Raw genomic sequence first — 13,029 nt, forward strand, 5'->3', positions numbered from 1 at the left:
GCCCGGACGGAACTTTCTGTCGGGTCACAAAGTGAGCACGGGCATACAGAACGGACGTAAGGCGCCTTTCTCGGAGGGGTGATCAAGGACATTTCGCCCAGTGCCTCAGTAAGACTGCGAACGGCGCCCAGCCCAGCGTTGCGCGGTCCTTCGATGTCCAGCCTGCGAGTACCTGTCCCAGTTGACGAGAAGTTGCCGCCACCCACAGGGGAAGCCGACAGGTCTAACGACCTTTCCAAACAGGCTTGCGTTTCTCGGCGAAGGCGAGCAGTCCCTCGCGCTCATCTTCTGAGCCAAACACTTTCTTGATGATTGGAAGTTCGACAAGTCTGTCTTCGGTCGACTGCCCGTCAAACGTCTGGAATATCATTTCCTTGCTTGCTACCAGCGCGAGCGGAGCATTAACGAGGAGCAACTGCGCAAGCTTCAATGCGTCTTCAAGCGCTTTGCCAGGCTCGGCAAGACGATTCACGATTCCGAACCGCTCGAAGTAGGAGGCTTCCTTAAATTCGCCCGTGAGTGCGAGCTCCATTGCAAGATGATAGGGCATGCGCGCGGGAAGCCGAACAAGGCCGTATGTCGCCAGTAGGTTGTGTCGAACTTCCGGCAAGCCGAACTTGGCATTACGAGCTGCTACGATCATGTCGCAGGCAAGACACGTCTCGAATCCACCGGCTACCGCGTAGCCCTCAACTGCGGCAATCAGCGGCTTATGCGGTGGCCGAGCCATAATGCCGAAGCTGCCTCTGCGTAGTTGAGGCTGCGTTCCTTCAGTAGCAGCTGCCTTCAAATCCATTCCCGAGCAGAAATTTCCGCCGGCACCTGTCAACACTCCAACCAAACAATCTTCTTCGTTGTCCAGTAAATCCATGGCTTCTTGCATTGCTACGGCCGTCTCAGCATCAATCGCATTCCTTACCTCGGGACGATTGATGGTAATAACGAGAACATTACCGCGTTGCTCGGTGACAACGCGCTCGGCTGGCTTACTCATTGATCTCTCCTCATCCATTGAGAGCGCTCTGACGCAATTGGCAGCGCTCGTCCGTGCAAGATGCCTAGTCGGTGCGCCGGGCCAAACCCAGTTTGCTATCCTTCCAGCCGAGCTGCGTCCGAGCCCAGCTCACTTTCTGCTCTGTCTACATCCAGCGCTTTTGGGCAACGGGAACCTCGTGCGAATCGACTCGGTTCGCCGTGCTTTGCTAGGCAGGAACACCGGGATATGGAGCGAGACGTTAAGCCTGATCGCTCGTGCCCCGCCTCGTGCTCTGCTTCCACCGCGCGACATAGCCCTGTGCAGGCATTGATAAGAATTTCTGTTTTCACGTGGAGCGAGAGGGCTCTACCGTAGCTCTGCCGTTGTTGAGCACAACAACGCCACGTTCGGGAACGCTACTGCGAAAACTGACGGTCGAACCGTCGCGCCACATTTCGGTACGAATGGTATCTCCGGGATAGACAGGAGCTGAGAACCGTACCTTCATTGCCGTTAAACGCGACGGATCGTATTCACAAGTCTCACGCAGCAATGCATGGCCAGCGACGCCGAAAGTACAGAGGCCATGGAGGATTGGCGATTCGAAGCCTGCAACGCTGGCCACTTCCGGATCCACATGAAGTGAATTGTCGTCGCCGCTCAATCTATAGATGAGAGCAGCTCTTTTATCTGTCCTGTAATCCCAGACCGCATCAGGGGTCCGGTCGGGGATGGGATGAGGTGATGGTGCACCATCGGCTCGGCCACCGAAGCCGCCATTGCTCCGGCAGACTTCAGTTGACGTTAAGGTCGCTATTTTTCGACCCGTCGAAGGCTCTCGCAGCTCATTGCTCGAGTAGATGAAAGCTCCTTTGTCCCCCCGATCCAAGACGTCAAGCACCTTCGTGGTGCCAATAACGACACCTTCAACTGGCAGAACTTCATGGAGCTCAAACCCTTGCTCGCCGTGCAACACATTTTCCCACGTGATGCCGAGCGACTCGTCCTGATGCCAGAATCCAGGCGTGGCGAGCACGGTAGCCATCATCGGCAAAGCCAGCATCCGTTGCTCGTAGACGAAGCGCAACTGCCGGGGATCTGTAGGAGGCTCCCCTAGCCCTACGCCTAAGGCGTACAAGGCTGTATCTCTACGGGAAAAGCAGTGTTCGACCGGCTCAAATTGCCGGTTCAATATGCGCTCTGCGGAGAAATTCGTCATTTCATGTTACCGACGATATAGATTTCTTCTTGATTGCCTAGGTACGGGGAGCCCCGCTAACGCCGCCAGTGTGTAGCCCGCTACCCAGCTCTCTGAGTAAGTTGGTGACCATATGGCTACTATTCAGCAGCATACTGCACAAAAGGAGTCGCATCTTGCGTGACACCATTGCGCGAAATGACACATCGAGGAAGAGACATTAATGTCATCTGCTGGGTGAGTTTTTTAAGCGACTCTGGTTAATGCTTCACGGAGGAAGCCGCGCCCCAGCAGCATAACAAGACGCCTGCGAACCCGCTTGAACGCATGCTCAAGTCCTGGGCTGCACTGGTTACAGGATCGCATTTCACCTACTGCTTTCTACCAGGCTTGGCCTCGCCCACGTGGCTCTAGTGATTCAATCTTCGCTGGTCGCCACGTCGGCTTGGTGAGGCGGACGGCACATGCCGGGTTCGTCCTCGTTGCGCTAGAGAAACGCACCTTCGCCACGCGACCTGCTTCTGAGGGCCTGCCAGAATCGACCACCCCGCGCAAACGCGCGTCGACCTTCGATTTGATGACGGTTCGATTACAGTTCAACGCCCTTCAAAAGTTGGTTTGCGCTTCTCAATAAAGGAACGCACTCCCTCCTTGTGGTCGAGAGTTTGCACGGTCAGGCTCACATTGACGGCTTCATAGTCCATCGATTCCGCAAGACTCGAGGTCACGGCGTGATTCAGGCTGTCCTTCATAAGTGCGAATGCGAATGTGGGACCAGTTGCGAGCGAAGCGGCGAGGCTGAAAGCCGTCTCGCTAAGTTCATTGTCGGGCACGACGCGGTTCACGAGGCCGATGATCTCGGCGCGTCGTGCATCGATGCGTTCGGAGAGAAACATCAGTTCGCGCGCGCGGGCAACTCCGACCAGTCGTGTTAGGAGCCAGTTGATCCCGCAATCCCCGGACAGAGCAATGTGTGCAAATGCCGTCGTCAGAACGGCGGACTCTGAAGCGATGCGCATGTCGCAAGCCAGCGCGATCGCAAGGCCTCCGCCCGCAGCGGGCCCAGCGATGGCGGCAATAGTGGGCTTTCGCACCGCCATCAGGGAACTTATGAGCATGCGGTGATACGCGCGTTGTCTTGCCACCCGCTGTCTGAAAGTTGCCAGCCCTGAGTCTTGGCCTCCCATGTCTTTGACGTCGCCGCCCGCACAGAAGGCCCCTTGTGCGCCTGTAATAAGGATGGAGCCAACTCTCGAATCGTCATTCAAACTTAAGATCAAGCTTTCCCACGCAGCGACCATTTCGTCGGAAATCGCATTACGCGCGCCCGGACGATTTAGGGTGACAAGGGCAGTTCGATCGCGGATTTCACACAGCAGTTCGCCTGTACCTGAGTCGATTTCTACTGTTTGAGAAGACACAGGATGCTCCACCGTTAAAGGGACGTCCCACAGCGCTACGAACATGATCAGATTCGAACTACGGCGGTAACGCGCAAGAAAGTTCTCCGCCGTCCGAAGACCTGCCCAGAGCCTTAGTCTACCGATGATGTCGGACCAGCCGCATGACCGCATCCACGGCGATCGCCCCCTGCCCTTGGGGGCGCACGATCAGCGGATTAATCTCGGCTTCGACGAAACGCTCCTCGTTGGAGATGGCGAATTGGGCAAACTTTTCAATAGTATCGACCACCGCTTCAATATCGCCCTTCGGCCGGCCGCGCCAACCGTCAAGCAACGGAAACAGTTTCAGACTGCCCAGGGCATCTGCAATTGCAGCACGTGAGGCGGGCAACAACACGGTGGCAGTATCACGTAGAAGCTCCGCTTCCGTGCCGCCCATCCCAATTGTAAGGGCAAGACCCATCGAATCTACCCGGCGTATGCCCACAAGCAACTCGCCCAGTCCATCGTTCACCATCTCTTCCACTAAGAAGTTCTGAACGGAAAGTTGCGGCGCAGAATTCTTGAGATTCTCTGCCATTTTGCGCACGGCTTTCCAAGCCTCATCGGGTGTACCAAGGCGCAGCACAACGGCTCCCAACTCGCTTTTGTGTGCCAGTCCCGCGCTAAGCGCCTTCACCGCCACTGGAAAGCTAAGTTCGTCAAGCCGGCCCGTTTGATCTGGCATCACAATCGCGCTCCGAGGCACAGCTATACCAGATGCTCCGAGTTCGGCTTTGGCAGCTGCTTCATCGAGAGCAACCTCTTCCGTCAGACCAGTCCGGCAATCTGGCAGAAGAATTTCTTCGTCGGTCCTTTGAGAAAGAACATCCGCCAGTTCCGAAAAGCGCATCGCATTTGACACAGCGCGGATGCCGTCTTCTATCCCTTGGAGCGGAACCAATCCGTCTGCTATCATCCTTTCTCGGACGCTTTTCGGTAACGCTTCCGGCAAAGTGTTAACAAAAGCAGCAGGCATCCGCCGCTCTCGTGCTGCTTGCGCGAATGCCTTGGTGGTGACATTCCAGCTTTCTGGATCCCAGCTCCCTCCAGGTGGGTAACACATTACCTGCAGTGCCATGTCACGATTATCTGACAAGTATGCCCGATAGATATTCAGATTTTGATCCGACTCCTGTCCAGCGGCGATGTCGAGAGGGTTGGCGGGATGAACAAAGGGAGGCAGATATTTCTCAAGCTCTGCGGCCACTTCGGCTGAGGGCGTCTGCAGGTCAAGCCCGTTTATTTCGGCGATGTCGCCACCAATCACCGCATATGTGCCCGAACTGGTTGCATATGCCGTACGACGTCCCTTCACTCTTGAGGTATACACAAGCATCTTCAGCGTCTCCAACGCTTCAGTCGGAGTGCGCACCTCGACAAATCCGAGCCGCTTAAACAGCGCGGAAGTCACAACATCATCGCCCGCAAGGGAAGCGGTGTGTGACTGAGTAGCTCGACGTCCGGCACCTGTTCGGCCGCCCTTGATGACGACCACCGGAATACCCTTGCGCGCGGCTTTGAGACCCGCAGCAGAGAGGGATGCCGCGTCCATAATGCCCTCCAAATAAAGATTCACTGCCCGAACGCGCTCATCATCCAGAACCACATCCATAACATCGGCTGCAGTGATCATCGCTTGATTGCCGAGCCCGACGGAATAGGCCACAGGTAACGACCGATCCCCAGCTCCTACGTCAGAGAGGTACGAACCCCCATTGCTTATGAGGGCGACGCTGCCATGCTCGTCGTGGTTACCGAAATAGTTCATCATGAAGACGGAACGATCAGCAAAGTTGGCCACGCCCGGACAATTTGGCCCGATAATAGGCATTTCGCCTGCCGCTTCGACCAATTCGCGCTGCGACTTTTCTCCGCCATGCATTTCAGAGAAACCAGCACTATTGCATATCGCACCTACGACACCGAGTTTCGAAATTTCTTTGACCACGCCCACGACGTTCTCGCGGGGTACCGCCAAGAAAGCGACCTCTGGTACGCCGGGGAGGCTGGCGACGTTGGGAACGCAAGGTATGCCCGCCAGCTCGCTGCGACGCGGATTGACGACGTAGATGGGTCCTCGAAATCCGCGCGCACGACAATTTTCGATGGCAGGAACCAGCGACGCTCCGCCGATGAATACGGCACTTTGCGGGGCTAACATACGCTTAATACGTGCTCGCATGTTCTCGCGCGCGCTATAGTAATTCAACATAGCCCCCTCTTTGTTAGTGGCGGGGATGTGGCGTTCTGTTCAACCCGCGCATCCTCTTATAGGCTACGAAGCCGACTGAAAAATTCGAAATAAATTCATTCGCCACTTTACTTTTTGAGCACCTTGCGGCGCTGGGACTGTGATAGCGCCCGCGGAATAACCTGCGCAGTTATTCGTCGAAGTGGATGGGGATGTGCCAACGGGCTCGGAGGCGTTGGATCGCGAGTCTTGCCGGCTTCATTGGCGTGCGCGTCGCCCTGAAGCTATCTAGGCTTCGCTGTCGCTTTCGCCGTCTACGCCCTCGAGCTCACGCGTCTCCTTCAACTTTGCCATTGAAGCCGTGTCCCGGCACGGGTGACGAAGCGCGCCCCGGGGACGAAAGCCCGGATTATCGCGCGGCTGGAAGGTGGCAAGTCGCATACCCCGCCCCGCGCCATCGATGCTCCTGGGGATCGAGCCGCCCCAGCAGATTCTATCGCACAGCAATTTTCGGCATGAAGTTCATTGGAGCGTTGGCGCCTGATGGGACATCGGAAATCAGCTTCGCGGTTTCGCTCATCGCTCTGTAATATTCATCCGCAACCTCATCCACGATTTCGCCCGCCGATTGGATTGCGGAGGCGGCGGAGACGGTATGACCGGCGCTCCAAATATCAACCCAACGCTTCGGCCCTTTCCCCGCCAAGTCGGCGCTGAACCTCTTCCGTGCTTCTTCAACGCTCAACGGTATTTCCAATTCAGCGAGATCGAGCCCGGCTTTCAGGATTGACGACCGGAGGTAATTGGCATCGAATCCGTTTATCGCCTTCGTTAGATGGATGTCGTCGATTCCTGAATTAACCACCATTTGCTTGTGACCTTGCGGTGCCAGGCTCTCATGCGTTGCGATGAAACGCGTTCCCATCATACCGAAGTCACACCCCAGCACTCGTGCTGCCCAAAGTGCATGACCGTCAGACAGGCCGCCGGCGAGCCCCACCGGCCCGTCATAGATCGAGCGAACTGCCCTGACGAACGATAAGCCGTTCAGCCAACCGGTCTGTCCTCCTGCGCCTGCGCTCAGAAGTACCAGACCATCGGCACCCACTTTGATCGCTTTTTCCGCATGGCGCATCGTGGCGACATCTGTCAGGACTGTGCATCCTACATCATGCAATTGAGGAATGACCGCCTCCGGAGATCCGACGCTCGCGAGCACGATCTTGACCCTGTGCTTGACCAAAACATCGACATCGGCCCGCAGAGCCTCAGGTGTTCTGCGCATGACGATGTTGGGACAGCATGGTGCCGAAACATCATCCGAATCCGCACAAGCTCGCTCTATCCTCGTCAGCCACTCATCCAGCTCTTCAGGCGTCCGTGAATTGAGGGTTGGAAAAGCCCCGATGGCGCCCTTTCGACAGACCGCCGAGACGAGCTCGGGTCCCGACACTCGCTGCATCGGTGCCGAGATGAGGGGAATACGCATTCTGGAATTGATTGAGGCAGGCAAGCTCATTTCGCTTATCCTATTCTGCTAGGTGGGAACAATGGCTGGGAACCGCCATAACCGGCTCGATCGCTTCCGCCTGCTGATCCCGGCTCACCTTCGGCGAATGAAATAGGCGTTCTGCGATGCCACTATGACGCTCTCCACAGTGGGTCGGCTCGTACATCCAGCAACAGTCCTCGAGCCGGATGTAGAGAGTTGTCGCCGACGCGACCTGCTTTGGTGGCTTGCGGGTCAAGCGTTCCGTTGGCGAACATCTTGCTAATCCTCTTTGAGCCCACTTGCGCTATTGAGAAACCAGTCCACAACCAAATTGATGGCCACCGACAGGAGTGCGATCGCGCCAGCTGGAAGCAACGGCGTGATATCGCCGTACGTTATCAAAGTCGCGCTTTCGCGAACCATCGAACCCCAGTCGGCTGTCGGAGGCTGGATGCCCAGGCCAAGGAAGGAGAGCCCGCTAATAAGCAAGAATACGAAACAAAACCGCAGGCCGAACTCAGAAATGAGCGTTGCGATAATATTTGGCAGGATCTCTCGTGTCATGATCCAGATAGGACCTTCACCGCGGAGTCTCGCCGCTTCAACGTAGTCCGACACGGCAGCGTTATTCGCTACAGCGCGCGTGAGTCGAAAAACCCGCGTCGAATCCAAAACGGCAATAACGATTATGAGGGTTGGAATCGAGGTGCCGAAAATCGACAGAAGGAGCAGTGCGAAGATCAATTGAGGTATGGACATCAATACGTCAACTAGGCGCGAAAGGACCTGGTCTGTCCAGCGACCAAACGTGGCAGCGGCCAACCCGGCCGAAGCACCAATGGAAAAGGCAAGGATGGTGGTCACGAGCGCTATCCCGAGGGTATTCCGGGCGCCAAACACAAGTCTCGTGAACATGTCCCGGCCCAAGCTGTCTGTGCCCAGCCAAAACTGAGCGCTCCAGGGTTCGAAAGGCCCGGCGACAATCTCGGCTTCGCCATATGGAGCCAAATGAGGAGCCAGAAGTGCTGTCAGCGAATAGAGAACAATAACCGAAATTCCGAACTTTGCGCTCAATGGGGCCGAAGCCAATTTGGTGGCTCCTGATTTAAGCATTCCCTGCCCGCGTGCGATTGTCATCCGTTCTTCACTACTTGGCTATCTGGAGCGAACCACGTCATTTCGGATGCATCAAACGTGGATTTGCGATGATCGAGATGACGTCGGCCGTTAGATTGAGCAGAACATACGTTGCCGCGAATATAAGACTGCAGGCCTGGACAACCGGAACGTCTCTCTTCTGCACCGAATCGACAATGAGCTGCCCAAGGCCCGGATAAACGAACACGACCTCAACCACCACGACCCCGGTGATAAGATATGCTAGGTTGAGGACGATCACAGTAGCGATCGGCGCGAGTGCATTAGGCAGCGCATGCCTGGAAAGGACGCGCCACTCCGGAAGACCTTTCAGACGCGCGGTCTCGATATACTGATTGCCAAGCAGATTGATTATTGATGTTCTTGTCATCCTCAACATATGGGCCAGCACGACCACCGCCAAGGTAAGCGATGGCAGGGCTATGGCAGTCAGACGCCCAAGCACGCTCGTCTCAGAGTCGACATCGGACAGGCTAGGGAGGATCCCGGCATGAACGGCAAGCACGAGGATTAGAACGTAAGCGACGAAAAATTCTGGGAATGAAATGGAGGCAAGTGTGACTACATTTATAGCACGATCAATGAACGTGTTCCTGTAGAGCGCGGATACAATCCCCCCAATAAGTGCCAGAGGGACGGAAATGACTGCAGCGCTCGCGGCGAGAACCAGCGTATTAAAAAGCCGCGGCTTGATGAGCTCGGCGATATCCCTGCCGCTGGCAAGTGCCGTCCCGAAGTTCCCACGCAGTATCGATCCAAGCCAGTCGAAGTAGCGTAGATAGACCGGTACATCGAGACCAAGGCTCTTGCGGAGCGCTGCGACAGCTTCGGGTGTTGCCGACTGCCCAAGCAGTTCAGTGGCTACATCGCCGGGAAGGAGTTGAACCCCGGCGAATATCAAGAGCGAAACGATCCACAACGTCAGCGCGCCTAAGGCGACGCGCTGACCGATAATTTTTGATATCGAGGTCATTGGTAAAAAACCGATGCCCTAAACATCCTTTAGCCACCAGCGCTCTGCGCAACGGAAACTGTCCAGATCCCAATTGGATCCGATCTTGTTGTGACCGACTTTTGTGGACAGCGCGTTGACGTAGTTCGCAAAGACCGGAATGATGGCGCCGCCGTCGTCTCTGCACAGGCTCTGCATTTCGGTGTACATCTCGAGCCTTTTTGCGTCGTCCAGTTCGCTCCTTGCAGTTACCAAGAGCTCGTTGAAGCGGGCGTTGTTCCAGTGGGTTTCATTCCAGGAAGCTCCTGCCGCATAGAATTGAGAGAACATCCAGTCTGCAGTAGGCCTTCCGCCCCCATAGGTCATGTAGAAAGGCTTCTTCAGCCATACGCTATCCCAATATCCGTCCGCTGGTTCGCGGACGACATCAAGGGTGATCCCTATCTTCGCGGCATCCTGCTGATAAAGCACTGCAGAGTTCGACCGCGCCGGTGAACGCAGCATCAGAAGCGGACAACTGCACCTTCAAGTTTGTCATTCCGGCTTTCTTCAGATGGAACCTCGCCTTGTCCGGGTCCTGCTCACGCTGCGGCAAGTTCTTGGCGTAGAAGCGGTTCGTGACGGCTATTGGGTTGTCGTTGCCCAATCGGCCATATCCATTCAGCAAAGTGTCGAGCATTTGTTGCCGGTTGATTGCATACTTCAATGCCAGACGCACATTCACGTCGCTGAGTGGGGAGACATCGCAACGCATCGCCATAACGTACTGCTGGGTGCCGCTGATCGACGTGATCTCAAGGTTCTTGTTTCGCTCCAGAAGATGCACGGTCTTTAGGTCGCATCTGTCCATCGCGTGAATCTGGCCGGTCGTCAAAGCATTCGTCCGAGCTACGACGTCATGTATCGCTAAGACCTCGAAGGATTCGAACCAAGCTGCATTTGGCTTCCAGTAATTCGCAAACCGTTTGGACGTGGCCTTAACGCCGAAATCGATGCCATCGAGGACGTACCCGCCGCAGCCGACCCCGGAAGCGTCGGCTTTCCCGTCCTTAGACGGCATAATAGCTAGCTGATAGTGCTCCATGAGATAGGGAAGATCCACATTGCCTTCCGCAAGCGAGACAACAACGGTCAACGGGCCATCCGAACGAATGTCCTGCACGCCCTTGAAGAGATCTCTCACACCCGACTTGGACTGCTCGCCGCGGTGGTGGTTGATTGAGGCGACTACGTCGTCGGCATGTAGAGATTTGCCGTTGTGGAACTCGACACCTTGGCGGAGTTTGAAGGTCCACGTTTTGGCGTCTTTCGATGGGCTCCAGGATTCGGCAAGCTCACCGACCAGATTTCCCTCGGGGTCTATTTCGGTAAGATAGCCGTGAAGGCTGTGACCGAAATTGTACATGAACTCGCTTAAATAGGTAGCGGGATCGAGTGTGTCTGATGTTGCCCCAGCACCAACTCCGATTTTGAAATGGCCGCCTTTCTTCGGGGTAGCGTCCCCAGCCATCGATGGCAGAAGGCCACCCGCGGAACCGATGGCCATTGCCCCGATTCCCGCTGCGGATTGCAGAAAGCGCCGGCGGCTAACAGCCGTCAGCGGCGAAAAACCATTCCCTTTTACCATTGCAGTCCTCCCTCTGTGACGTCCTTCTCGGTGACGTCGCTCTTCGTTTTCCGGGGAAACTCGGGGCGCGATAAAGACCGACCTCGCTTTCAATCCGGCAACCGGTCGCTGTCGAGGAAATCACTCTCTCTCGCAGCCGGTGAATCACGCTAGCATTGCCGACCGGTAGAGGAGTCGTGCAAAAATGTCATCTGGCGGGTGACTTTTTTAGAGCAATCCGAATCCACTTCGGGGCCACTAGTCCGCAGTCCGAATTCGGCGGAGAGGAGGGCGGCGGTGAGACAGGGTAATCGTTGCCCGTTCTTTGCCGTGTAGGGATGGCGAAAGACTCCGATCACGGGTTTCCCACTTTGTCGCGGCGTTCGTTGCTGAATCTGCATCGACCGACCGAAGGTCCGCAATTGCGAGAGCGCGATGTAATGCCGCCGCATGGCCCTATTCGAAACCGCGTGGCCGTAATCTGGTCTTTCGCTGCGAACGCGAACTGATAGCCGCAGTTGCCCGTGACGGTAGTTCTGGGAGACAGTTCAGCCTACGATACAGCAATAGCAATCCGGGCCGTAACCGACCGCTTCTCTCGCCGCTGTCGCCATCTCAGCTACAACACGCTCTCGGAGGTCATTGGAAGAGGAGGTGTGATCAATGGCCGGCCTCCTTCCAGTCGGCATCTAACCACATGGAATACGATCCAATCGATCCTGGTTTTCCGGCGCGAGCCTTCTCAAGCCCGTCTCCGGCAGGTGATCAAGTCTACAGGAAGATAAACGTTGACGCCGTCGCGTTGGTGAGCCAAGCAGCTCGAAGCTGTCTTATCCGCTTGCCGCTTCTACCCGATTTTTTCCGATCTGACAGCAATGTCGTGGATACGCACCCTCATTTCGAAGTGATGGCAGGGCTAGTCCGTCAAGGCGCTCTGCGGTCATGGCTCAAGACCCCGCAGGCCGTACCTCGACATTGTCGATCAGTCTCGTCTCACCGAGCCATGCCGCCACCAGCAATCGCGCGGGGCGGTTGAGTTCGTGCAAGCGCTGCAAATTTTCCTCCGCCCGCAGTTCCAGATATTCGACTTTTGAGTAGCCCGCGGAAAGTATTGTCGCGCGCGCTTGCCAAAGCATTTGATCAACCGACGCGCCGCGCGAAAGTAATTGCGCCACCTCCCTCAGGGTCGACGCGAGCAGCGGCGGCACCTTTTGCTCCGACGACGATAGCCTGGTGTTGCGCGAGGACAGGGCAAGGCCATCGATCGCGCGGACCGTTGGACAGCCGACAATGGTGATTGGAATATCAAGATCAAACGCCATGCGCCGCACGACGTGCAACTGCTGGAAATCTTTCTCCCCGAAGAAGGCCAGATCGGCGCTGGTCTGCAGAAAGAGTTTGCCACCACGGTAGCCACGCCGCCGAAGTGTCCCGGACGGTACTCGCCGCACAGCCCCTTCGCTGACGCTGTTGACAGTAACCGTGGTGGCGAATCCATCCGGATAAATGTCGATACCTTCGGGCGCATAGAGCAAGTGCGCGCCGAGTGGTGTCAGTTTGCCGACATCGTCGTCCTCTGTGCGCGGATATGCTCCGAGATCGGACTGGTTGTTGAACTGCTTCGGATTGGACGAACAGGGTCACAATTACCCGGTCGGCTTGGACAAGCGCTGCCCGCACGAGGCTGAGGTGTCCCTCATGCAGAGCACCCATAGTCTGCACAACAGCCACCTTCATGCCTTGGCCACGCCAGCCGGCAACAATTGCCCGAAGGTCTGCGACAGTCCGAACGATGGCGACACTCATGCTGCGTCCTCTCCAGCAAGGGATTTTGGTGTATCGCCGAAACGTTTTCGGCGGGCTGGAAAGCGCCGCTTGGCCACGTCCTTTGCATATTCGGCTATTGCGGCGCCGGCCTCCTGACCGAGTTCGGCGTATCGCCTGACAAATTTCCGTCGAAAGTCGGTGAACATGCCCAGCAAATCATCGACCACCAGGATCTGCCCGTCAC

At 56.4% G+C, this 13,029-nt stretch carries 9 protein-coding genes and 3 pseudogenes; all 12 read right to left on the bottom strand.

The annotated features are described in order from the left end of the window. Nucleotides 1-223: 223 nt before the first annotated feature. Nucleotides 224-994, bottom strand: coding sequence for a crotonase/enoyl-CoA hydratase family protein (locus AC1RZR_RS36345; RefSeq protein WP_481829770.1), 771 nt, complete (start codon nt 992-994; stop codon nt 224-226). Between the two features lie 328 nt (nt 995-1,322). Next, a complete protein-coding gene (locus tag AC1RZR_RS36350) occupies nt 1,323-2,195 on the bottom strand; it encodes a MaoC family dehydratase (protein WP_481829771.1) in 873 nt (290 codons plus the stop codon). A 575-nt stretch (nt 2,196-2,770) separates the two neighbouring features. Then, on the bottom strand, nt 2,771-3,640 hold the full coding sequence (locus AC1RZR_RS36355; protein ID WP_481829772.1) for an enoyl-CoA hydratase-related protein: 870 nt from the start codon (nt 3,638-3,640) through the stop codon (nt 2,771-2,773). A gap of 73 nt (nt 3,641-3,713) precedes the next feature. Beyond that, entirely contained in the window at nt 3,714-5,831 is a 2,118-nt protein-coding gene (locus AC1RZR_RS36360; protein ID WP_481829773.1) for an acetate--CoA ligase family protein, read from the bottom strand. A 472-nt stretch (nt 5,832-6,303) separates the two neighbouring features. Beyond that, nucleotides 6,304-7,329 (bottom strand): NAD(P)H-dependent flavin oxidoreductase, encoded by a 1,026-nt coding sequence (locus tag AC1RZR_RS36365; RefSeq protein ID WP_481829774.1) that lies wholly within the window; start codon nt 7,327-7,329, stop codon nt 6,304-6,306. Between the two features lie 252 nt (nt 7,330-7,581). Continuing rightward, nucleotides 7,582-8,439: an ABC transporter permease gene (locus tag AC1RZR_RS36370; protein ID WP_481829775.1), complete on the bottom strand. Its 858-nt coding sequence runs from the start codon at nt 8,437-8,439 to the stop codon at nt 7,582-7,584. A 37-nt stretch (nt 8,440-8,476) separates the two neighbouring features. After that, a complete protein-coding gene (locus tag AC1RZR_RS36375; RefSeq protein WP_481829776.1) occupies nt 8,477-9,433 on the bottom strand; it encodes an ABC transporter permease in 957 nt (318 codons plus the stop codon). Between the two features lie 18 nt (nt 9,434-9,451). After that, a complete protein-coding gene (locus AC1RZR_RS36380) occupies nt 9,452-9,883 on the bottom strand; it encodes a periplasmic substrate-binding domain-containing protein (protein WP_481829777.1) in 432 nt (143 codons plus the stop codon). Continuing rightward, nucleotides 9,840-11,039 carry an ABC transporter substrate-binding protein gene (locus tag AC1RZR_RS36385; protein ID WP_481829778.1) on the bottom strand — a complete coding sequence of 400 codons (1,200 nt, stop codon included), beginning with the start codon at nt 11,037-11,039 and terminating at the stop codon, nt 9,840-9,842. Before AC1RZR_RS36385 ends, AC1RZR_RS36380 begins: the two co-directional genes overlap by 44 nt. 926 nt (nt 11,040-11,965) lie before the next feature. Next, a pseudogene (locus AC1RZR_RS36390) lies at nt 11,966-12,583 on the bottom strand (pantoate--beta-alanine ligase); the annotation flags it as partial. Between the two features lie 121 nt (nt 12,584-12,704). After that, a pseudogene (locus tag AC1RZR_RS36395) lies at nt 12,705-12,824 on the bottom strand (pantoate--beta-alanine ligase); the annotation flags it as partial. Beyond that, nucleotides 12,821-13,027, bottom strand: a pseudogene (locus AC1RZR_RS36400) (3-methyl-2-oxobutanoate hydroxymethyltransferase); the annotation flags it as partial. The pseudogenes AC1RZR_RS36400 and AC1RZR_RS36395, both read right to left, overlap by 4 nt. Nucleotides 13,028-13,029 lie beyond the last annotated feature (2 nt).

The sequence above is a fragment of the Mesorhizobium bavaricum genome (assembly GCF_056781655.1).